Annotated in this window: 20 protein-coding genes; 4 read left to right on the plus strand and 16 right to left on the minus strand. The window is 45.4% G+C overall.

The window, feature by feature from the left end; genetic code table 11:
• Positions 1–110: 110 nt before the first annotated feature.
• From QUA83_RS01935 to QUA83_RS01955, 5 genes are read right to left on the minus strand one after another with little or no spacing between them, the layout of a single operon-like run.
• The gene (locus tag QUA83_RS01935) at positions 111–1,286 is read right to left on the minus strand and encodes an exonuclease SbcCD subunit D (protein ID WP_333291077.1); all 1,176 of its coding nucleotides are present in this window, start codon (positions 1,284–1,286) and stop codon (positions 111–113) included.
• Between the two features lie 45 nt (positions 1,287–1,331).
• Positions 1,332–1,577, minus strand: coding sequence for a DUF433 domain-containing protein (locus QUA83_RS01940; RefSeq protein ID WP_445301751.1), 246 nt, complete (start codon positions 1,575–1,577; stop codon positions 1,332–1,334).
• Between the two features lie 6 nt (positions 1,578–1,583).
• On the minus strand, positions 1,584–1,925 hold the full coding sequence (locus tag QUA83_RS01945) for a DUF5615 family PIN-like protein (RefSeq protein WP_333291079.1): 342 nt from the start codon (positions 1,923–1,925) through the stop codon (positions 1,584–1,586).
• 3 nt (positions 1,926–1,928) lie between these two features.
• Positions 1,929–2,276 carry a DUF433 domain-containing protein gene (locus tag QUA83_RS01950; protein WP_333291081.1) on the minus strand — a complete coding sequence of 116 codons (348 nt, stop codon included), beginning with the start codon at positions 2,274–2,276 and terminating at the stop codon, positions 1,929–1,931.
• Positions 2,277–2,335: 59 nt separating this feature from the next.
• Positions 2,336–3,229, minus strand: coding sequence for an ion channel (locus tag QUA83_RS01955; RefSeq protein ID WP_333291082.1), 894 nt, complete (start codon positions 3,227–3,229; stop codon positions 2,336–2,338).
• Positions 3,230–3,341: 112 nt separating this feature from the next.
• Here QUA83_RS01955 and QUA83_RS01960 point away from each other — a divergent pair, with 112 nt between their 5' ends.
• Positions 3,342–3,662 carry a hypothetical protein gene (locus QUA83_RS01960; RefSeq protein ID WP_333291084.1) on the plus strand — a complete coding sequence of 107 codons (321 nt, stop codon included), beginning with the start codon at positions 3,342–3,344 and terminating at the stop codon, positions 3,660–3,662.
• 304 nt (positions 3,663–3,966) lie between these two features.
• Here the strand turns inward: QUA83_RS01960 and QUA83_RS01965 are convergent, their stop codons facing one another.
• The 6 genes from QUA83_RS01965 to QUA83_RS01990 form a co-directional block, all read right to left on the minus strand.
• Entirely contained in the window at positions 3,967–5,301 is a 1,335-nt protein-coding gene (locus tag QUA83_RS01965) for a hypothetical protein (protein WP_333291115.1), read from the minus strand.
• A gap of 550 nt (positions 5,302–5,851) precedes the next feature.
• Positions 5,852–6,373 carry a hypothetical protein gene (locus QUA83_RS01970; protein ID WP_333291086.1) on the minus strand — a complete coding sequence of 174 codons (522 nt, stop codon included), beginning with the start codon at positions 6,371–6,373 and terminating at the stop codon, positions 5,852–5,854.
• A gap of 287 nt (positions 6,374–6,660) precedes the next feature.
• Positions 6,661–7,011: a hypothetical protein gene (locus tag QUA83_RS01975; protein WP_333291087.1), complete on the minus strand. Its 351-nt coding sequence runs from the start codon at positions 7,009–7,011 to the stop codon at positions 6,661–6,663.
• Positions 7,012–7,398: 387 nt separating this feature from the next.
• Positions 7,399–8,499 carry a saccharopine dehydrogenase NADP-binding domain-containing protein gene (locus QUA83_RS01980; protein WP_333291089.1) on the minus strand — a complete coding sequence of 367 codons (1,101 nt, stop codon included), beginning with the start codon at positions 8,497–8,499 and terminating at the stop codon, positions 7,399–7,401.
• A 736-nt stretch (positions 8,500–9,235) separates the two neighbouring features.
• A complete protein-coding gene (gene crtO, locus QUA83_RS01985; RefSeq protein WP_333291091.1) occupies positions 9,236–10,933 on the minus strand; it encodes a beta-carotene ketolase CrtO in 1,698 nt (565 codons plus the stop codon).
• Between the two features lie 431 nt (positions 10,934–11,364).
• The gene (locus tag QUA83_RS01990; RefSeq protein ID WP_333483942.1) at positions 11,365–12,465 is read right to left on the minus strand and encodes a tetratricopeptide repeat protein; all 1,101 of its coding nucleotides are present in this window, start codon (positions 12,463–12,465) and stop codon (positions 11,365–11,367) included.
• Between the two features lie 150 nt (positions 12,466–12,615).
• On the opposite strand from QUA83_RS01990, the gene QUA83_RS01995 reads away from it, so the two are divergent.
• From QUA83_RS01995 to QUA83_RS02005, 3 genes are all read left to right on the plus strand, one after another.
• Positions 12,616–12,942: a YbjQ family protein gene (locus QUA83_RS01995; protein ID WP_172184303.1), complete on the plus strand. Its 327-nt coding sequence runs from the start codon at positions 12,616–12,618 to the stop codon at positions 12,940–12,942.
• Between the two features lie 270 nt (positions 12,943–13,212).
• The gene (locus QUA83_RS02000) at positions 13,213–13,836 is read left to right on the plus strand and encodes a hypothetical protein (protein WP_333291094.1); all 624 of its coding nucleotides are present in this window, start codon (positions 13,213–13,215) and stop codon (positions 13,834–13,836) included.
• A gap of 363 nt (positions 13,837–14,199) precedes the next feature.
• Complete coding sequence (locus QUA83_RS02005; RefSeq protein WP_333291095.1) at positions 14,200–15,405, plus strand: ISAzo13 family transposase; 1,206 nt, start codon at positions 14,200–14,202, stop codon at positions 15,403–15,405.
• Positions 15,406–15,697: 292 nt separating this feature from the next.
• On the opposite strand, the gene metH is transcribed toward QUA83_RS02005, so the two are convergent.
• The 5 genes from metH to ispE form a co-directional block, all read right to left on the minus strand.
• Positions 15,698–19,300 carry a methionine synthase gene (gene metH, locus QUA83_RS02010; protein ID WP_333291097.1) on the minus strand — a complete coding sequence of 1,201 codons (3,603 nt, stop codon included), beginning with the start codon at positions 19,298–19,300 and terminating at the stop codon, positions 15,698–15,700.
• A 418-nt stretch (positions 19,301–19,718) separates the two neighbouring features.
• Positions 19,719–20,477 carry a hypothetical protein gene (locus QUA83_RS02015; protein ID WP_333291099.1) on the minus strand — a complete coding sequence of 253 codons (759 nt, stop codon included), beginning with the start codon at positions 20,475–20,477 and terminating at the stop codon, positions 19,719–19,721.
• Positions 20,478–20,770: 293 nt separating this feature from the next.
• Complete coding sequence (locus QUA83_RS02020) at positions 20,771–21,388, minus strand: DUF488 domain-containing protein (RefSeq protein WP_333291100.1); 618 nt, start codon at positions 21,386–21,388, stop codon at positions 20,771–20,773.
• Positions 21,389–21,462: 74 nt separating this feature from the next.
• Positions 21,463–21,816 carry a DUF3082 domain-containing protein gene (locus QUA83_RS02025; protein WP_333134065.1) on the minus strand — a complete coding sequence of 118 codons (354 nt, stop codon included), beginning with the start codon at positions 21,814–21,816 and terminating at the stop codon, positions 21,463–21,465.
• Positions 21,817–21,999: 183 nt separating this feature from the next.
• Complete coding sequence (gene ispE / locus QUA83_RS02030; protein WP_333291102.1) at positions 22,000–22,977, minus strand: 4-(cytidine 5'-diphospho)-2-C-methyl-D-erythritol kinase; 978 nt, start codon at positions 22,975–22,977, stop codon at positions 22,000–22,002.
• Positions 22,978–22,984 lie beyond the last annotated feature (7 nt).

Genomic DNA, 22,984 nt, shown 5'->3' on the forward strand with positions numbered 1-22,984 from the left:
GGATTTAGGGGGATCTAGACTCGACTACAAGCGACATTGAGCGTGGGTTTCAGTCTTAAAACTATTTGAAATTTGAGATTTTGGATTTTGGATTGTATCTTTTTACCCATTTAATTGTTAACTGTTTCCTTAAACTTCTTGTACAAATTTTTAAATTCCTCCAATACTGCCGGTTTCGGTGTCGTTCCCAATCGGTTTTGATAATAGTTGCAAAACTCGGCTGCCGGATCGAAATTATTGGGATCGATAGTAGTTATTTCTGTTGGTTCTAGCGCTGCATCTGGATAGCGCGGTTCAATTAACAGCGCTTGAGAACAAATTTGGCGCACTCGATCGGCAAGTCCGATTTGCGGACTGTCCAGTTCGACAATTACTTTCAAGAAACCCGGATGGTACTGATGAGCTTGTAAAGTTTCATCGAGATTGTCGTTATGACATTTAAGCACTTTTAACGGCTTGTGGCAAGCCACAGGCTTAAATTCCACCTTTGCCTGACTTCCCGGCTCAACTTCTATCAAGCAAAATCCTTTTTCCTGTTCCGCTTCTCCAAAATCTAATTGAATCAAAGAACCGGAATAATAAGCGGGAGAAGTTTCAGAAATCCGCTGGTGAATGTGGATGTGTCCGAGGGCAACATACTGAGCTTCCGGCGGCAGAGTTTGCGATGAGAGCAGGTATTTTTCTCGCGTGTAATAAGCGACTTCGGATTTTGCCAATCGAGCGCCGTCAATGCTCATGTGTCCCATGAGAATATTGACAGTATTGTCTCTAAACTCTCTGCTTAAATCTTCGAGTAAATATGCTACGATTTCGCGGTAATCTTTTCGCCGCTCGGCATCGCCAGACTGCCAGAGAGAATTAGCATCTAACAGTCTTTGTTCGGAAGCAAAAGGCATCGCTCCCACACAAAGTTTACCACTTTTTGTATTGAGAGTAATTGTGCCGCCGTCGGCGGAAAGCCTGGGTTTGCCTAAAGCGCGAACACCGGCGAGGGAAAGCAATTGCGCGATGCTGTCGATGCGGGATGCCGAATCGTGATTACCGGCGATCGCAATTGCGGGAATTGCTGCTGCTTGGAGTTCGCAGAAAAAGTTATAAGCAATGCGTTCGGCGTAGGCGGGAGGGTTGGGCACATCGAAAATGTCGCCCGCAACGAGCACAGCATCGACATCCAAGGCTTTTGCTTGCTTCAAAATCTGTTCGAGGGCGATCGCAATTTCAAAAGTGCGATCGATCCCTCGAAAACGCCGCCCTAAATGCCAGTCAGCAGTATGAATTATTCGCATAGTACAAGGAGTTTTTTGTTTATTTTCATAGAAACCTGTAACTTTTCAATCTTCCTCATTTTCGTGAATTGCTGCTTCAATCTCCTCACGATATGCCTCAGCATAACTAAAAGCATTCACCAAATCTGCTGCACAGAGATCGGGATGACCTTCTAAAATATGAGCATCGGTGGCATCTTGACGGCGATAGCTTATTAACAGCCAAACAGGAATCCGCGTTTTTCGGATACAGGCGGCACCACCCATGACACCGGGAGTCTTTTGAATTCCAGACCCAAGGTATTCTATCATTTCTACTCACTCCGAAGGACGGTTAACTCGAATCAGTAAACTTCTCACTGATTCTCGATTCGCAATAGCTTCATTAATGCGTAAAGCCAACATATCCCTATTTGAATCATCTTTACAAACAATGATACCAGCATGGTCGGGTTGTAATGTATGCAGCCTGATAAAATGACGGCGATTGAGCGTTAAAATAGCGCGGTCAATACTCACTGCAAAAGCTAACACTTCTTCATCAGGAATTTTTTGATTAGCATTTCCTGCTTCCTGTACGGTAAGGACATCGTGACCTAAAGTCCTCAACAATTCCACAACCCGCTTCGGAAATTGTTCATCTGCATAGAAACGCGCCACTTTTCAATCTTCCTCATTGTCTCTAATTGCTGTTTCAATCTCATCAGAATATGCCTCAGCATAAGCCCAAGCATTCGCCAAATCAGCGGCACGCAGAGTCGGATAGTCTTCTAGGAGTTCAGCCTCAGAAATACCTAAACGGCGAGCATTCACCAGCACCCAAACAGGAATTCGCGTTTGTCTGATGCAAGCATCGCCGCCGCACACGCCGGGAGTCTTTTGAATTCCCGACCAAAATTTTCTTAAACTTTGGGCTAGTAATTCTATAGCTTGAGCCTTCTCTTCGGGAGTTAAAGCTAAGAGTTGCGGTTGCAATTCTTTCAGTGTCGTATTTGCAGTTATTGAGTTCATAAATATTAAGTTTTTTTTGCCCTACAGGTATTCTAGCACTGGTGGCTAAATCAAAACTTTCATTCCACAGGCTTCACATCGTGAAACCGAGTATAATCAACCACCCGCCCTCCCGTCGCCGATTTCAAAAGAATATCTACAAACCGCATATTCCACATAATTTCAGACGCCACAAAAGAATGTCGCGCATGAATAGTTTGCGAAACAGTTTCGTCAATTCCTGTTAACGTAATTACAATTTCCGCTTGCTGTTCCATCAAGTCTTGAGCAGTAAGTTGGTACAAAGGACTGCTCTCCTCAATTGCGTGCATAACCGTCCAAGTTAATGCAAAAACTGGAGAGTGACTCCGCACTAATTGCAAATCGTAAAAACGCCGCATAAATTCTCCTTCCGATGTTACCTCGTCGCGGATCAAAGTTGCTCGCTGCTGCGCTTCTAAAATTTGGTTAAAACGCTGATTTGCAGTGCGGTACATCAGAGTCGGAACGCCGTTGAAAGGAGCGATCACAGCTACCCGGCTGAAGATAACTCTCGCTGTTGGTCGAGAAAATCTCGAAAAAGCCAGTCCCGTTACCATCGCCACTCCCCACAAACCAAAAAGCGCTTGGATCGCGACTATAGTATTAGCGTAATCCGTGCGCGGATACATAGAGCCGTAGCCGATCGTCGCCATTGTTTGCACGCTGAAATAAAAGGCATCTGGGAAAGAACCCGGCCGCGCGTTAGCAATGCAATCTCCTCCCGCCAAGTAAGCTAAGGCAAATAAAGAATTTGTGACTATATAGGACAGACAAATCAGTATGAAAAATCGCGGCCAAGAAAGAGTTAGCAGCCTGTGGTAGAGGTCGGCAAAATGCAGGCGCGGTACTCCCAACTTGACAATATTTAAGGGGAATTGTCCTTGGCGGCTGACTAAACGAGCCTGTTGCTGGCGGTTGCGGGGAATTTTCATTGCGATTTGTAACTCCGGCTGTTTCAATTTGTAACTATTGCTTGGAGCGGGAAAACTTATCCTTTAGACTGATGTCTGATTCCAAAAATTCGGATAAAAGCGGAGTTTAGAAATGGTTGAGCTTAACTGGCATGACTATCTCGTTATGGTTTCTTTTGTGGCTTCTATTGCGGGTCTAGTCCTGCTGGGTGATAATCGCAACTCACAGGCAACGGACGATCGCACTTTGAGCGAAGAAATCCTAATCAAGATGAGCTTTACTTACTGGATAGTGTACTGCATCTCTTTTTTCGGGCTGAAACTTCACCTACCAGAGGATAGCTGGTTATTGCTCAGTTTGAAGCTGACTACTGTTCTTTCTTACTTGTTGACTGCTTCTAGCATACTCAGCCTGCCGCTGCAACGCATGGCTGTCCGACGAGTTGAAGATTAACAAAAGGTGTTTGTAGTGAGGACTTCAGTTCTTTCGATCGCGGTGAAGAAAAACTAAAGTCCTGACTGCAAAGCTATTTGAGTAATATTACCGGGCGATAAGCTCACAGCTAGCTGTGAGCTTGTTTAATTGTTTATGATGTGAGGGATGCAGACTAATACGCCCAAAATGGCTAGGGTCGATCGCACTCATACTTGAAATTGCCCCTCTCTTCCTGCTTTCCCTGGGCTGCGGCTATCTCAACGAGTATCCGTTGGCGAAGCCGGCGCATTAGCGCATAGCAGTATGCCACGAACTTAGCTAGTTAGGATTTAAAGCCTTTAGAGCTTTTCTTTTTATCCTGCGGTTTAGACTTAGACTTATTAACTTCGCCTAAAGCTGCCTGAAATAAGTTGTGCAGGTGCAGGGGAACGCTGGCAATTTCCGGGAGTTCGGGTTCTAAGGGTTTTTTAAACTCTTGCAGCAAGGCGTCTAAATCGCGATCGATCTGAAAGTCTGTACGTTGCAATACTGTTTGCAAAATTTGTTCTAATTTCGCTGGATTAACTTTAGCTAACCGTTGCCAAATCCAGACATTAATTGCAGGATCTTCGAGATAGTTACGCACCAGCTTCTCGTAACCGGGAACGGTTGAAAAGTCTTCGGCTGCTAGCAGTGCAGTAAATTGAGCGTAAGTAGACAAAAAGGTTTGTCCCCAGCGAGGATGAGAAAATGCTGTCACCTGTTCGGCTTTCTTGAAGCGATCGGGCAATTCGACTTTCGGCATCACCATTTTTGAACTAGCATTGCTGTCGAGCATTACCTCAACTGCGTTAGCATCGGCACCGGCTGCGGCGATGGCGGCTGCTTTGACTTCTTCTCGATCGACTCCGGCATCTTCAACGATATCCGCCAGAGATTTATGTTCATCAATGCCGATATCCGCTAGGCGTTTTTTAGTGATAAATTCCTGAAATTCAGCCAACTGTTTATTGAGGTGATACCCCGATAGCGTTACTTCATCACTGCCAAAAAATTCGGTAAAATCTTCATGGTACTTTTCTACTGACTGCCAAGCTTGCTCTAACAATTCCGGGGCATCGCTATACAGGTTCTTGTTGTGATTTTGCTTGAAATTGCCGATCGCCACCGCCAACTTCGGCTTACCCAATTTCCCCTTCAAAATGGGAGAGCTCGAAAGTATCCACCAGTCATCGGTAAGGGGAGAAATCCGAGCCAGCAAGATTTCTCCTAACTTAAAGCGAGACATCTCTGCAAGAAAATTAGGACTGTTGGGCTTGACAACGTAGTGCTTAGCCGTCAGCCAGTTCATCAGTTCAAACCTGTCGGGGGAAAGTTGAGTGATTTCAAATAAGCCAGTGAAGCTTCTGTGCTCCCAACTTTCCAGCAAGCTACGATCGCTCTCTGTTAAATCCGCCTGACTTTCGACAAATAGGTCGATCGGCGTTTTCTCTCCGACTTTACCTTCGATGGTAAAACTGTCAATCACTTGATTTTGCTGAGCAATATCGTAGCGCTCGCCGGTCGATCGGGCTGCAGCATAAGCTTCCAAAGCTACCGCCAACTCTCCCTCAGCATCCAGCACAAAGTCAATTAAATTTTGCTTGAGTGTCCAAGCTCTTTCCAACATTTCATCCACAAGTAATACCAATTTTGAATGAGAGGATTTAGATTAACAATTATCGGACTTGAAGCCACCGACGCTTAACGCTGCAACTGCGATTGAAGAAAGCGCATCGCGAACAATGACAGAAATATGCGATCGATGCCTCAGTCCTGAATAAGTTTAATTTTAAGGCTAATAGTCAAAAAAAAATGTTAATCTCAAACGGAAGCATCCCAATTTTGTAAAAAGCATTTTTTAGAAGTGCGATCGTCCCGCACAGCAAAGCCTCTACGTCTCTAGCGAGTTCTCACAGCGAACAGTCCTGTGAAATAAAAATCGTGCTTAAAAATGGGATTTCAAGAGAGCATAAAAATACCCTCTCCGATGTAGAGAGGGGCTTAAAATCCCCAAAAACTTCGCTAAACTCGCGTTAAAAACTGTGTTACCTATCAACAACAGTCCAAAACGCAGCAGCCGGGTTTTTTTGATTAAACACTTCCCTCCATTCCGGTACCCGGCTAAAAATAACCGGAACGCTTGAGTTTGTGTGTCTCCAAGACTGAGAAATACTTGGCGTAAGCCCTTAGCGGCCGTCTTTGTCAATGTCGCCAGGAACAGCGCGTTCCACCCGATCCCAAGCATCGCGCGTGGCGTGCTTCGCTTTTTCCCAAGTCACATTAGACTTACCGCGATTTGTTTCGTAGTCGCGCTGCAAATCCGGTTCGATCTCGTGGTATTTCTTACCAGTAGCGCCATAGCGGCTGTATCCCTCATAACCGGTGCGGTATGCAGGCTGATAGTCTTCGTAAGTCGCGCTAGTGTCCACGTAAGGACGCGAATTGTAGTTGCTTTGCCAGTAAGCATCTTCTACCGTGGGGTCGATCGCCTCGCCCACACCTTTGCCCGCCAAACCGCCGCCAAACGCACCCACCACAGCGCCGACAACTGCTCCTACAGGCCCGCCCACCGCACCACCGATCACAGCACCTGCAGCGCCGGCACTCGCCGCACCAATACCCGTTGCGACTGGATGAGCTCCTGTTTCGCCCGAAAGCGGGTCGAGATTAGCATCAGGTTCATGTACCGTTTTTTTGTCATCGCTCATGATATTTTTTTCCTTTTATCTAGATCTAACTATTATTAAATTTACCTTTTAAAGTCATATCTATTCATCTTCCTTCAGGATGAATCTGCTAGCTTAAAAAGCAGGGAAACGAAAAAATAGTTCTGGACTCAAAAAGTAGTTTTACAGGCTAACATCAAGCGTTAAGGTGCGCCTCGGCGCACCCTATATCAGGATGTTCAAGTGAGTTCTGAACTGGGCTCCCTTGTCTACTCACTGAAGCTGTTTATTTACCAGCAACTTGAGTTAGATATAAATCTCTTGATTTATTAGTTGCCTGTGACCTTTTCGATCAAATCTTCAGCTTTTTGAACTATGCCTTCTTGCGGGTGTTCTCCCTTGTACTCCTTTAAGCTTTCGTCGTAAGCTTTCTCGACCTTTGCAGGATTTTGAGAGGTTTTGACTATTTCTTCGTAAGCTGCTTGGGGATTGAGATCCTCGAAACTTTCTGCGGGGTCAGTAATTTTAGCTTCTGGCTGCGCCTGACTCCTGTCTTGACCTGCGTAAGCAGCCTGACTGGGTACTATCGCTAGACTTAGCAGACCAATGAACGCCAGGGTACAGACCAGCAAAATGCTTTGGCTCAATGTTTGTCCTAGAGCTTTTAAAACCCGCTTCATATCAAATTCTCCTCGTATTTTTCCGCAAAAATTATGGTGTTTGTCGCCCCTTCACTGCGATCGCACATTGACAACCTTGGTTCAAGCGCAATCTTTGTCGCAGCTACCGCATCTAGAGCGAGCCAAAAGGGATGTTTCCCGTGACATCCCATATCTTAAGCGCCTGCTTGTTACTATTACTTCTACCAAAAGATAGATTAGTTATACAAGCGGAACTCATCTCCTATGAGGGGCGATCGCAATTCCTGCGAGGAACCCTAGATAGGGGTTTTCTCATCAATTACGAAGCCCCTGACTCTTCTTTTTCGGCGCGTCTTTCGCGTCTTCGCAGTTCGGGCAAAAATCCCATTTCCCAACATTTTAAATTGCTATAAATAACCTAACTCACTACAAAACAACCTGTTCTATCTCTAGGTTTCTGTTCTGCATAGCTCGTTCAAATAGCTCAGTAGAAAGAGCTTGTTCGACCGACCAAACGCCGGGTTTATCCAGCTTTCCTTCTAACATTAATTGAGCTATGCTGCCAGTACCGAGGCCAGTAGCGACGGCAGCACTGGGGTGTATCGCTGTCGAGCAAACTTTAGCGGGTTGACCGTTTTTGAGACCCGTCACTTGCGATCGCACTGCCACGCCAACCCCACTAAAACTATTAGTAACACTGGTCATCCCATAACTGACGTAGGAGAGAAATTCAATCACGGAGTTATTTTTGAGCCAGCTAGCGGGCCAATACTTGGCAACAAACCAGGTAAGGTGATTGTAAAGGTCGGGAGACGTGCCGAATTTAGTCACAACTGATTTGACGGGGAAAGTTTCGGGCAAAGTAATTGCTTCCGGCATATCGAACCAGTAAACGCCTGTGTTGCCATAGGGTGCGGGAAATTCAATTGTTTCGCGATCGCTGTAGGGTTTTACTTGCTGCCACTTGCGATCGGCCCAAACCTCAAAAGGAGTTTGCAAACCTAAAAAAGTAGTTCTCATGACGGTAACGCCAGCGCCGCCAGAACCTCCGACTACATAACTCAAATGGATGTGTTCTGCTTCATCTAATTGCTCCACATCTCGACGAACCATGCTATTAGACACACCGGGGAAAATCCCCGTGTTAATAATAGCAGTAATCCCAGCATTTTTAGCAGCTTCGCGCAATTCTAAAGCTCTGCGAGTAAAACTGCGGCTGTCGCTGACATCAGTATAATTAACACCTGCTTCGATGCAAGTTTTCAGCACGCCGGCGTCTCGGTAGTGAAAAGGCCCCGCACAGTGAACCACAAGATTAGACTCTGAAACAGCTTTTTGCAGGGCTGCACTGTCCGCTAAATCAAAAGTTTGGTACTGCACCCGATCCGGTGGCAATCCCTGCCCAATAGAGGCTTCAGAGTTGCGTCCGGTAACAGTAATTTCCGCGTCGGTATGGGTAACAAGGTCTTGGGCAACGCTGCTGCCAATTCGTCCCCGCCCGCCGACAATCAAAACTCGGTTTGCCATTGCTAAAAAAAGGGTAACGCCACTTCTCAGTTTCTCAACTTGGGGCCAGCGTTTTCATCCGCATAAAGTATGAATTGAGGAGAATGCGAGATGCTAGGGGATCGGCCGCGATCGCCCTGATTCGGAGATGGGGAGCGAATTCTACCAGCGACTTGCCTGTTCTGCTAAATTAGAGGTTTGGGTGCAATACTAAGTTCAAAAATGCTTTCAGCGTTAACTTGTTCTTCTAATATTGAGAACTTTATCGATGGAATATGCTCTATGATGACAAAATATTTTAACAGATTTGATGAAACGCAAACCGTCGCCATCAAGCGCGAAAGATGCACAGGATTTACAAAGGGTATTGAGGGCGATCGCAAATTGTTTTCCCTTCAGAGGGAATCAACCAGAAAAATTTATCGCACTCGCCCACTGATAAATCAATAAGGATCGCGAATTAAATAACTTACAATTTTAATTGTTATTGTGGGATGGGCGTCCCGCCCGTCCACAAAGGATGGTCGTCCCGCCCATCCCACAAACTTGTGGAAGTTATTTAATTCTCATTCCTAAGCTGTTGCGGCCTTTAAATTGTATGTCAAAAAAAATCAAAGTCTTGTGGGGAGTAGGGGTTGGGCGTCCCGCCCGCCCTGAATATACAATTTAAATGCGCGACAGCTTACAAACAAACGCAGATGTAAATTATCTGCGTTCATTTGCGTCGATCTGCCCTTATCTGCGGTTGCTAAAAATCTTACTTCTCATTACTCCGAAAGACCGACTTAGCCGTAGATTTCAGAGAATTAGCCGCATCTGCCAAAGTCTGCGCGAAAGGCTGCTGCGAGTGCATGAAAACGCGAGCGGTATTGCGTCCCGGCATCCCGGAAATCGAGCCGCCCGGATGCGTTCCCGCCCCCGTGAGATACAAACCGTCGATCGGCGTTTTGTAATTCGCCAACTCCGGTAAAGGACGGAAAAATATCATCTGATCCAGCGTCATATCAACGTGGTAATAATTCCCCTTCAAAGCCCCCAAACGCTCTCCCAATTCCGCCGGACTTTCCACGCGGCGACCGATAATTGACTTTTTGATATTGGGTGCATATTCTGCCAATTTGTCAATACAGCGATCGGCAACTTTGTTTTTGAGCTCATCCGTCCAACCCGTACCGTGCTGGCCGGTTCCTTCAGCATTTTCGATCTGGTAAGGAGCAAAAAATTCAATCCAAGCTGTATGGTGTCCTGGGGGAGCCATTGACGGGTCTCTTACCGTCGGAAACACCACATACATCGACGGATCGGAGTCGGGAATTCTGCCAATTGAAGGCTCGCTGTGAGCAATTTCAACGTGTTTCACCGAGTCGGCAATCAACACAGAACCCATTAAATACTCGTCTCGATGGTTCCAGCGCTCGAACTTGGGTATTTCATTGAGAGCTAAGTCTATTTTGAGAATAGTCTCGTTATTATTAACAATTTTGCGCTCCAATCTTTCCCGCAAATTCGGGTCAGCAGCATCGACATCGCTATCATCCATTAAATGCAAAAACAAGCGCTTAGCATCAATATTAGAAATGACACCTTTTGTAGCTCGGTATTCCGTGCCGCCGGCAACTCTAACTCCTACGGCGCGACCATCATCAACTAATATTTTTTCGACGTGCTGGTCGGTAAGTACCACACCTGAATAACTTTTCACTAAATTGAGCAGCGCTTGCACTAATGCACCCGTCCCTCCGCGCGGTCTTGCCATGCCGGGATTGTGTCTCATTGCCAACATAATTGCGCCTACAGCAATGGTTTTTTGCGAGGGAGGCGCGCCGAGTTCTGAGGCTAATCTTGCGAGGGGTGCTTTGATAAATTCCTCGTCAAACCACTCGTTGAGAATGTCCTCAGCGCTGGTGATCATCGTGCGAATAAAGTCCAGCGTTTTGTCCGGTGAACCAATCACTGAAAATAAATCTTTGAGTTTGGCAATATCGTAGTTTCCTGCAATATCTATGATAGATTTGGGCGGCGCATTAAACATCGGAACCATTGCACCTAAAGCCCGCTGCCAAAAGTCTGTATATTCGGCATATTTTTTAGCATCGCGCTCGTTGTAGCGGGCAATTTCTGCACAAGTTTTTTCTACTGAACTGTGCGCTAAGAAATATTTACCGTCTGGATGCGGACAAAAGGCAACTGGATCGCAGTAAAGATATTCTAAACCGTATTTTTCCAGTTCTAATTCTTCTACAACAGGCCCTAAATGGATAAACTCGTGGTCGATCGCGCAAAGATTGAATTTAAAGTCCGGCAATTCGGGAATGGCAGCTTCAGTAGTTGCCGCGCCGCCGGGAACTGAACGTTTTTCTAACAAGAGGACTGTATATCCAGCTTTCAGCAGATAAGACGCACAGACGAGTCCGTTGTGACCTGCGCCTATGATAATGACATCATACGTTTGCATAGATGAAGTTCTAGGGAGAGGATATTTTGCTTATTTTACAAATGTTAACAAGTTCGCTGTCTCTATCAATAGAAATAGATTCATTGTCAGTAAGCAGTTTTAGCATATTACAAAAGAGGGAGCTTGGACAAAATGCTGTTGTGTAAGCACCTTATTTCTTCTTAAACTTACCGAGCTATCGCCTTTATGAAATCGCGCCAATATTGTACTCTATTTAGCCACATTTATTTGCATTAAATTAAAAATTTAAGCAAACGAAGTAAAAAGGAAGAAGGAAGAGGAAAGGGGGCAGAGGGAATAGGGAATAGAAGCAGTTTTGAGATGGCTTTTTTCCTGGCAACACGGCGATTGGAAGGAGTTAAGCCCTAGGAAAATTACTTACTCCCTACTCAAAACTGCTAGCCAATTACCTATTAGTACATTGAGAAATATTACTTCAGTTCCCGCAATGCCGCCTCAGCTTTTTGTACACCATCATTGTTGCCTTGCTGGCGGTAAGTGTCGAGGGCTTGTTGAAAAGCTTCAATTGCTTCGGATTTGCGATCGCGCGCTTTGAGTGCCTTACCCATATTGTAATAAGCTTCTGCCCGGTTTGGATCAAGCTTAATCACTCGCCGAAAAGTAGTAATCGCTCCTGAAAAATCTTGTTTTTCCAGTTGAATTTTCCCAATTCCTGCGTGTGCTTCCACTAAATTAGGTCGCACCGCAATAGCCCGCTGATAAGCTATAAGCGCTCCGTCAAAGTCGTTTTGAGCCTGGAGAAGTTCGCCAATTTCTAGCTGCACTTCTGGATTCCGGGGCTCCAATTTGGCAGCTTCTTCAAAAGCTGCTAGCCCTTCGGAAGTATAGCCGGCACGCAGTAAAGCAGTGCCTAATTTCAACTGGACACCTGCTTGTTTGGGAGCGAGTTCGGCTGCTTGTTGGAGGACGGTGACAGCACTGGCAAAACTTCCCTGCTGGATCAATACTAAACCCATTGAAGAATAAGCTTGCCAATTTTTCGGATCGAGGGCGATCGCCTCTTGGTATGCTTTAAAAGAACCGCTGTAATCTTTTTGCTGAAAGAGTACCACTCCGAGACCGATTCGGGCATTGACATTTTTTCGATCGAGCACAGCGGCGCGGCGATAAGCTGTGGCTGCAGCGGGATAGTTTTGTAAATTCGCCATAGCATATCCTAATGCGTATTGGAAGTCAGCATTATTCGGTTCGAGACCGATCGCTTGTTGGTAAAATTCTACTGAGGCTTGATAGTTGCCCTGACGCGCTTCTAAATAGCCAATACCAGAAAAAATGCGCGGGTTTTCTGTATCTAAACGCGCCGCTTCCTGATAAATGGCGATCGCCTTACTGTAGTCTCCTAAATCTACAAACTCGCGCCCTTGTCGCAGCAGAGCATCTAAATTTGAATCATTTTGAGGGTTGACTTGAACGAATGTTTCTGCTGAGAGCGCTATCTGCGGCGCTGCGACAGCAAATCCTGCTACTAGCAACGTACTGAATACCAAGAGACTTTGTTTGTGCACGGCCATGTGTTTCAAAGAGTATGTGGAATGGAAGAGCGAGTTGCTGTCGCTTTGGCAAGCTGACAACTGATGATTTACCAGGAATGTTTGAGTGGCGAGATGTAGTCAATCTACAGAACAAGACCCACTCAAAATTTTCGCGATTGAGGCCAACTGATGATTGTAACAACAACTGATATCATCCAAGGAGCAGAAATTCAATCTTACCTGGGAATTGTAACTGCTGAGGTTGTCTACGGCACCAATGCCCTGCGAGATTTCTTCGCGGGCATTCGCGACATCATCGGCGGCCGCACCGGCAGTTACGAGGAAGTGTTTCTCAAAGGACAGCGAGATGCCCTCGCGGAACTTGAAAAACGGGCCCAGCGCCTCGGCGCCAATGCCGTAATCGGGGTGGAAGTTGACACCGGCACGATTAATGTAGACTCCAGCGGGGCTTTGCTGCTGATTACTGCCGTTGGAACGGCTGTAAGATTGCGTTAAGCAGTTTTTTCTGTATACGTCCGCATTTCCTGTATACATCCGGGAACTTTTCCAACGGGATAAAATAGTTATGAGTCATCAGTCATCAGTCATCAGTCATTAGCTAATAGCGGGTGTCTGGGGGCGGATGACTTTTTCGTTTCTTTCTTCAGACATAGATAGTGGTTATTTCCCCAGGCAGATATAGTTTTTATCAATCTCAGCCACAATCAATGCTTAAGGTGAAAGATTGTTAAAAATTAAAGCAACTCTAAGAGGAAAGAAAAACCTATGTCATACGTAAATAGACCTGTAGATAACGTTGGTACTGAACCTGTGGTCGTAAATTCAGTGATGGAATACCACGATCGAGTACGTTGGGGCCCGATTTTTTCTGGTTTGGTAATTGCGATCGGCACACAACTGGTGTTAAGTGCATTGGGTGCTGCGATCGGCTTGAGCAGCATTGCTGGTTCAGGAGCTCCGCGTACTATTTCAGGGGACGTGGGTGCCGGCGTCGGAATTTGGTCAATTATCAGTTTGTTAATTAGCTTAGCCGTTGGCGGTTGGGTAACTGCTCGCGCTTGCGGCCCGATGAATCGCAACACAGCGCTTTTGAACGGAGCAATTTTGTGGGCAACTACCTTAACAATTGGCTCTTGGCTGTTAGCAAATGGCGTAGCCGGTACTTTTGGCGTCATAGCTGCAAATGCGGGAGAAGCAATTAATCAAGCGCAGCAAAGCGGGGTCGATTTGCCGAACCAAGCGCCTAACGTAACTGCTCAGGATACTCGCAATATCGCTGGTAATGCTGCGAAAGCTGGTTGGTCGTTTTTGTTCGGCTCGCTATTGGGTTTAGTTGCTTCGATGGTAGGAGCATCTGCCGGCGCCCGCACTCCCCGGAATTACTCATAAAAGTTTCGTCAGACACGGAAAGTTTATATTAATGAAAGCACTTTTGTTAAGGTGCTTTTTTGTTGCTTTAATTCGTAAACTATTTTTTTATTGTTGGTAAGTTATACCTGAAAACGCATTTTTTGAGGCTCTGCCTCCCGGTTTTTAAATGGAGGCACAGCCTCCGGCTCTTTGTTCCCAGGCAGAGCCCATTGGTGACAACTTAGGAATGAAAATTTAATAACATCAGCGATGTATAATAAATAAATGAGTGAATATGAAGAGGTGTATGTTTCGGTAGAGATGTCAAATATTATACCTACTGGGTTCTTCTTATGTTGCCCAAGATTTTTAGATTTAAATCATTTCTTACTAACTTAATTTATGTGTTACTCAGACGAAATTACTGATTTAATGCGAAAACATCATCAGTCTTTATCTGAAAAAGAGCAAAGAAAATATGCAGCGATAGAAGCCGTAAAACTTGGTCGTGGTGGAATTATTTACATGGCCCGAGTTTTGGGAGTAGACAGGAATACAATAGCCAAGGGAATTAAGGAATTAAAAGCTGAATCAGACACTACTTGTAATGAACAGAGAATTCGCCGACGTGGAGGAGGAAGAAAAACTAGGGAGTCGGAGATACCTGATTTAAATGAGCGTTTTTTAGAAGTCTTAAAAAACCACACAGCCGGAGATCCAATGTCGGAAAAAATTAAATGGACAAATCTTACCCAGCAACAAATAGTTGAAGGTCTGAAGGCTCAGGAAATAATAGTCAGTACAACAGTTGTTAAAAAACTGTTAAAAAAACATGGATATGTGAAACGTCAAGCTCAAAAAAAACAAACAACCGGAGTAACAAAGAATCGTAATGAACAATTTGAAAATCTGGCCCGAATTACGGCAGAGTATGAGTTAAAGGGAAATCCAATTGTTAGTATGGACACGAAAAAGAAGGAATTTATTGGAAATCTATATCGAGCAGGAAGTCTATATACTACGGAAGCTATTACGACATTTGACCATGATTTTTGGAGTTTGGCTGACGGAAAAGTAGTACCTCATGGAATTTACGATCTGCAACATAACCGAGGATATTTAAACCTGGGAATCAGTAAAGACACGAGTGAATTTGCTTGTGAATCGATAAAATTATGGTGGGTTAATTACGGAAAATTTATCTACCCTCAAGCCGATTCAATTTTGATAAAATGCGATGGCGGTGGCAGTAATAATTCCAATCATCATATCTTTAAATCGGATTTACAAAAATTAGTTGACGAGCTAGGGATAGAAATTAGGATCGCACACTATCCTCCCTATACATCGAAGTATAATCCGATTGAACATCGTTTATTTCCTCACGTAACCAGAGCCTGTCAAGGAGTAATTTTTACTTCTCTTGAGTTAGTTAAAGAACTCATGGCAAAAACTCATACTAAAACCGGGCTTTCTGTGGTAGTAAATGTGAGCGATAAAATTTATGAAACTGGTCGAAAAGTAGCTAAGGGATTTAAAGAAACAATGAAAATCATTTTTGATGAATATCTACCAAAATGGAACTATCGTGCAGTTCCGACTATTTAGCAGACGCTAAAGTTATTAAGTTTTCATTCCTTAAGACTGAAACCATTGATAAATCTCGCCTTTAGCTAAGTCTAGATCCCCCTAAATCCCCCTTAAGAAGGGGGACTTTGAGAAGACTCTTGTCCCCCCCTTCTTAAGGGGGGCTAGGGGGGATCAGATCTTAATACTCAAACAGCAGTCTGTGATTGGGTTTGACGTTAAGTTATCACGAATCGGCAGAGCCTGGTAACGAGTATAACGAGTACAAGAACGAGAAAAACGACAGAAAAAAGTGTGAGTCGCACCCTAGAAATTAAGCGCTGAAGTATTTGGCTGCTGGGTGATAGGTGATAATTGCGGTTGTTGATTGTTCGGGATAAAGTTGTTCGCTTTCATCCATGTAGAGGTTGATACGATCGCACTTTAACAATTCCAATTGCTTGTACTGATCCGCCATATTCGGACAAGCGGGATAGCCAAAACTGTACCGCGAACCGCGATATCTTTGCGCTAGCATATCGCGAATGTTGTCCGGTTCTTCGCTACCAAAGCCCAATTCCCGGCGAATTCGCGCGTGAGTCCACTCTGCGATTGCTTCCGCTGTTTGTACCGCTAACCCGTGAAAGTAGAGATAGTCGGTATATTGATTGTTAGCAAATAGCTTTTGCGCGTACTCTGTAGCAATTTCTCCCACTGTCGCTACTTGCATCGGAAATACATCGATTTTACCCGATTCTTTGGGGGCGAAGAAGTCGGCAATGCACAGCCTGCGCGCCGATTTTTGCCGGGGAAATGTGAATGTTGCAGCCACAGGCAAGATGCCTGTGCCACTTTCTGTTGTGGGGCGGGCATCTTGCCCGCCATTGATTGTTGTTTGCCCCCCATTCATAATTTGCGGATCGTACAAATGCAAGGAATTGCCTTCAGCTTGACAGGGAAAATACCCGTAAATTGCTTGCGGATGCAGTAACTTTTCGGTGATAATTTTGTGTTTCCACTCTTCCAATATGGGATAAACTTTCTCAGCTAAGAAAGCATCGTATTCTTCCCGCGATTGGTCTTTTGGCTTGCGGAACTGCCACTGACCGGCAACTAAGGCTTGCAAATCTAAGTGCCAGAAAATCTCCTCAAAGGGGATGTCTTCTCCCTGCAACAGTTTCGTCCCCCAGAAAGGAGGAGTCGGGCGATCGATATCTGCTGCAACTGCTTCGGATCGCCTGGTATCTATCACCACAGGAGTGTCTGCTTTCTTTGCCTCTTCTCCAGAAGTTTCTGGCGCAGCTTTAGCTTCTTTAACCGCCCCATTCTCATCTTCTATTTCATCTAAAAATCCTTGCAAGTCTGCCCATGTACCAGCAGATTTTGCTGGCATGAGTTTGTCCATAAAGTGCAAGTCAGAAAACGCATCTTTGCCGTAAATTACTTTACCTTTATAAGTATTTTGGCAGTCTTCATGTACAAACTTGGGAGTCAAAGCCGCGCCGCCCAAAATTACCGGAACCGTGATTCCTTTCTGGTTGAATACTTCCAGATTTTCTTTCATGAATGCGGTGGATTTTACCAGCAAGCCACTCATGGCGATACAGTCGGCTTGGTGCTTTTCGTAGGCTTCGATGATATTGTCAACTGACTGTTTAATACCCAAGTTAATCACTCGGTAGCCGTTGTTTGATAGGATAATATCAACTAAGTTTTTGCCAATGTCGTGAACGTCGCCTTTGACAGTAGCGATGATAAATGTTCCTTTGGCGTTGTCCCCAGATTCGGACTTTTCCATGTACGGTTCTAAATAGGCAACTGCCGCTTTCATGGTTTCTGCTGACTGCAATACAAATGGCAGTTGCATTTGTCCTGAACCGAACAATTCTCCGACTACTTTCATGCCGTCTAGCAAGAAGGTATTGATAATGTGGAGGGGCGGATAGGTTTCTAATGCTTTGGCGAGTTGGATGTCGAGCCCAATGCGTTCGCCGTCGATGATGTGCTGCTTGAGACGTTCTTCTACCGGGAGGCTTGCGTCTTCTGTACGATCGCGCTTGGTAGTTTTGCCCGCAAACACCGTTGTCAGGTCGCCCAAGGGGTCGTAAACGCAAATTTCGCCGTCAAACTCCCGTTCGTCGTAAATCAGTTTACGGCAGATTTCTTGGTGTTTGGGGTCAATTTTGGCGAGGGGCAAAATCTTATTAGCGCTGACAATTGCCGAGTCCATCCCCGCTTGCATTGCTTCGTGCAAAAACATGGAATTCAAAACTTGCCGCGCCGCCGGATTCAAGCCGAAGGAGATGTTAGAAACTCCTAAGATGACGTGACAGCCTGGTAATTCTTGGCGGATGCGGCGGATCGATTCGATGGTAGCTTTGCCGTTTTTTCTGTCTTCTTCAATCCCGGTAGAAATTGGCAATGCTAGGGTATCAAAAAAGATTTCTTCGGGTGGAATTCCGTAGGCGACGGCGGCGTTATAGGCGCGTTGGGCGATCGCAAATTTTTGGTCTGCCGTTCTGGCCATTCCGTCTTCGTCAATTGTACCAATAACTATGCCCGCCCCATATTTTTTCGCCAACTCTAAAACTTGATAAAAACGGGGTTCTCCGTCTTCGTAGTTAGTGGAATTCAGCAAACATTTGCCGCCCGCCACTTTTAAGCCTGCTTCCATCTTTTCCCATTCTGTGGAATCCAGCATTAAAGGAAGAGTGGCATTAGTCACAACGCGGGAAACTAATTCTTTCATGTCTCGCACGCCGTCGCGGCCGACATAATCAACGTTGACATCGAGAATGTGCGCGCCTTCTCGCACTTGTTCCCGGGCCATTGCTACTAAACCGTCCCAGTCTTCGGCGTTTAGCAAATCGCGGCATTTTTTGGAACCGCTGGCGTTGAGTCTTTCGCCGACAATTAAGAAGGAATTCTCTTGTTCGTAGGGTTGGGCGGTGTAAATTGAAGCGGCGGAAGGTTCCCAAGTAATTTCGCGGATTTTGGGTGTCAGAGTTTTGCCAATTTCTGATAGTTCGCGGATGTGATCGTAGCGGGTTCCGCAGCAGCCGCCGATGACTTGCACGCCTAAGTCTTCGACAAAGCGCATCAAGGCCATCTTTAATTCTATTGGCGTGAGTTTGTAGTGCGCGTGTCCGCCGATGTTTTCGGGTAAACCAGCGTTGGGAACGCAGGAAACGACGAAGGGCGAATGTTCGGAAAGGTATTTGACGTGTTCGGCCATGCGATCGGGCCCTGTGGCGCAGTTGAGGCCTAAAATGTCGATCGGGTACGGCTGCAAAATGGCTAGGGCGGCGCTGATGTCGGAACCGACTAACATTGTGCCGGTGGCTTCCATTGTGACTGATACCATTAACGGAATTCGCGCACCTTTTTTCTTAAATACTTCTTCAATCGCATTTAATGCTGATTTAATTTGCAGTACATCTTGACAAGTTTCGACAATAAATAAGTCAACGCCGCCGTCATAAAGTCCTTCTGCTTGTTCGGCAAAAGCGGCGGTGAGAGTGTCAAAATCAATGTGTCCTAATGTTGGCAATTTGGTGCCTGGCCCGATCGATCCTGCGACAAATCGAGGTTTTTCGGGTGTGGAAAATTCGGCGGCGATCCCCTTGGCAAGTTCGGCTGCTGTTTTGTTGAGATAATATGCTTTGTCTGCCAAATCGTACTCGGCGAGAACGATGGAAGCGCCGCCAAAGGTGTCTGTTTCGATGACATCGGCCCCTGCTTCGAGGAATCCCCGGTGCACGTTGGCGACAGCTTCCGGTTTCGTGTGGACGAGATATTCGTTGCAGCCTTCGTATTCTTTGCCGCCAAAGTCTTCTGCGGTGAGGTTTTGGACTTGCAGGTTGGTTCCCATCGCGCCGTCGAAGACGATGACGGGGCGCGAGGGGTGGTGGAGGCGATCGAGGAATCTGCTATTCATAAGCGGTCAAAAAAAACGCAGGTGCTATATATTTACAATTTTATCTATTGTGCAATATTGTCAACAATTATGTGATTGTTGGCAAATGGCTAATTACTGAAGGATTTAATGCTGCTGACAATAGTTCGTAGGCGCAAGCCGGGGCGTAGCCATCGTACCTGTAATTTTACCGATCGCCTTGAATTCTTGTCAAAATTCTCTTGTGGGTGAGGCTGCGGGGGGAAAACCGGCGAGTTGCAAGGGATTTTTTCGCTTAACTGCTGACGATTTTTGCGAAAATGCGATCGCCACAATTCAATGAGTTATATAGCAATCCTAAATGCCTCGTAAATTCTTACCCACCCCAACCCTCTCCGAACCCGCTGGGACTCCGTAATAAATTGACAAATGATGCGAGAATTGCTATATAACTAAAGCATTAAGATTTCTTTCTCATCCTTTTGTGAGACGCTCTTTTAGGCAGTCGCTTAATTTCACTTTCGCCTCCTGGAACTTCTACTTGTTTGATATTTTCTTCTACTTCTTCTATAATTTCTAAATCAACAGTCTCAACCTTGCCCCTGCTGATTTCTTTCTCTTCCTCAATCTCCTCCGCATTCAGTTGATTTGCGATTAACTGCAGGTCTAGCCCAGAAGCTTGAACCGACAATTCTTCGATTTTTTGACTAATTTCAGTTTCTTCAAGCCCCGGCTCAATTTCCGCCACCAATAAATCTTCCTCGGTAGCAGGAAACTTATCAATTTCTTGACTAATTTCAGTTTCTCTGATTTCCTTGTCTGCTAGCTGCATTGATAACTGCTGCTTTTCCCTTGACAATTCCTCAACCTTAGTTCCAAGCATTCTAATCTGTTCGTTGAGAAGGCGAATTTCTCTGTTTTGCTGCTGAATCATTTGTTCGGCATCAGCAAGAGTTCGATTTCTCTCTAATATCACCTCATTTTTAGTTTCTAATTCCAAAGCGCTCATTGCTGCTTTAATTACATTATAAAAATGTGGCTTAGATACATCAACTTGTTTAGCATTATGGCGACTTTTTCCCAAAAGTCCAATCTTTTCTCCTTGCTTAACAGCCAAAACAAAACCTTGATGATTTTTTATTTTTAATTCTTTGACAAAATCTACTTGAACTAAACTGCAAATATATTTATGACAGTCAAAATAAAATTCTGCTTTCATCAAAAAGCACCCCTTCCTGCTACAGTCCCGCAGAATTATAGCATGAACAACGTTAAAACTCGAACAAAATTTATAAAAATAGGGTGGGCGCGGAGGTCTGTACCCTAATTTATAAAGGTATGCGATGTCAAGAGTTGTTCAGGACTTATGCGAAAAATAGTTTGACGCGCTACTTCTAGCAGTAATGGGCGCATTTCGCCCATACAAAGTTAGATTTTGGGGGCATGAATTTAAATATTTTGGCTTAGCAAAATTCGCCAACTCCGACATATTTAATAAATTAATTAATTGCTTTATTTGCTGACATAAGCGATTTCCCATCCGTGACGATAATAAGCTGTTGCTAAATCAACCCTTTCAGTTTTAACATCAGGTTCTAATTCAAAAAAGCTGAGCTGAATAGGTTCAGATTTTTTGGGATATTTGTTAAACTTGCTCAAAAGTCTTTCTTCTAAATGCTCGTGCGATTCTAAATTGCCATCAGAAAGAATGTGATTAATTTGTAAATTAAATTCCCTGAGTTTGTGGCAAACTAAAATAGTCCGGTGACAAGTAATCGGGTCTTTTTCCGCACACATTAAACTGATTTTATAATTGGCTGCGCCTTTGAGCAAGCGCTGCATTCCTGCGGAAAATAGAGGACTTGCTGCTATGCGATCGTATAAAGCTTTACCGCTACTATCGTAACAGCTTAAGTCCTCTGGTCTGGCGCCCAACTCTTTGCCTAAAAAAACATATTGAATGCCGACACTTGACAGAGAAGCTTTAATTTCGGATTTATTAAAATGAGGTAAATAGCGGCTAAAAGGATGCGATCGCACGTCCGCAACCGCCGTAATTCCATGTTGTTGTAGCAGCAAAACAAACGCTTCAATACTCAGATTGGAGTGTCCGATCGTAAATAATTCCATTGCTTCGATCTTACTATTCAGTCCGCCTGCGCGAAGGAGAGTTTTTGCAGCCCGATGGTTTCAACCTGTAGACTTCAACCTGTGGGTTTTTTCACTAACTTTTGAATCACAAGTTGCAAAGCCAGCAGCATCAAACCCAAAGATGCAAAAGCAAAAACACCCGCACCCAAAGCCACAATCCCCATAACTAAAGTTCGCACAGCCGCGCCAATATTAATCGCAGTCACATTGTCAGAATGAATAGGCGAATTGGCAAAAGTTTGGACGATCGACAAAGTTAGCGCGTACAAAGCCGCCGCAAACCCGCCCGCGATTAGCGAACCCATCACGCACCGCAAAATCGTCGGCGGCGTGGAAGATGCAGAGGTTGCATCTTCAGCCGAACTCAGAGGTTTAGAAGTAGAATTTGGATTAGTTAAATCAGTCATGGCGATTTTAGATTTTAGATTTTAGATTTTAGATTTCTGGTTAATTCACCAAAACTAAAATCCTTGTTGCATGACATATTATCAGTTCTTCGATCTCAATAGACTCTACGAAAAGTTAGATTAATCTTGACCCTCGCCTGTTAGACCGGTTTAACGGGCGATGGCGATCGCACCCTCTTCGAGTTACACCCTCGAAATCGGCGGTTTCGTCTCGTTTCCCTCGGAAAAAATCTGAATTCCAGTATTGCTAAACTGTGCTACCCAAAAATCCAAATCAGGAGAAGCGATCGCACTTTTAACCCGTTCTAAAACTTGCTGAGCCTGCTCTGAAGACTCGGCCAGCGCAAACACCGTCGGCCCGGAACCCGACATCATCGTTCCCAAAGCCCCCGCCGACTCAAAAGCCTGCCGCAACTGCAACACCTGCGGGTACACGGGCAAAGCAACTTTTTCTAAATCGTTGTGCAGCAATTGACCAATTTTTGATCGATCTTTTTGGGCGATCGCCCCCACCATCGGGCCCGAATGCAGCCGTTGCCGGCGGCACTCCAAATCTTCCGCTGCACAATAGGAACTACTGAACTGCTGGCGATAAGTTTGATACGCCCATGCCGTAGAAATACTGAGATTGCGGTACTTTGCCAACACCACAGAAAAGCCGCCCAAATCAGGCAGCGGCGACAGTTTATCTCCGCGACCAGTTGCCAAAGCCGTACCCCCAGCAATGCAAAAAGGCACATCCGAACCCAAAGTTCCCCCCAACTCTTGCAACTCCGACTGAGTAAGTCCCAATTGCCACAGCAAATCCATCCCGACTAAAACCGCAGCCGCATTGGCCGAACCGCCGGCAAGCCCCGCCGCCACTGGAATCTGCTTGTGAATGGCAATCTCGACTCCGCCGTATTTCGCCAAAGCATCGGGGAATTGCTTCGCCAACAAATCCGCCGCCCGGTAGGCCAGGTTATTCTTATCAGGAGGGACTTGTGGGTGATCGCAGCGCACGCGAATCGTGTCCGTACCAATCGCGCGCAAGTCAATTCGATCGGCTAAATCTATGCTTTGAAGTACCATCGCCAGTTCGTGGAATCCGTCGGGGCGATCGCCTATGATTTCCAAATACAGATTGATTTTTGCTGAAGCTAGCAGAGAATATGAACGCATAGGTGAT

Source organism: Microcoleus sp. K1-B1 (genome assembly GCF_036704705.1).
Taxonomy (GTDB): domain Bacteria; phylum Cyanobacteriota; class Cyanobacteriia; order Cyanobacteriales; family Microcoleaceae; genus Microcoleus.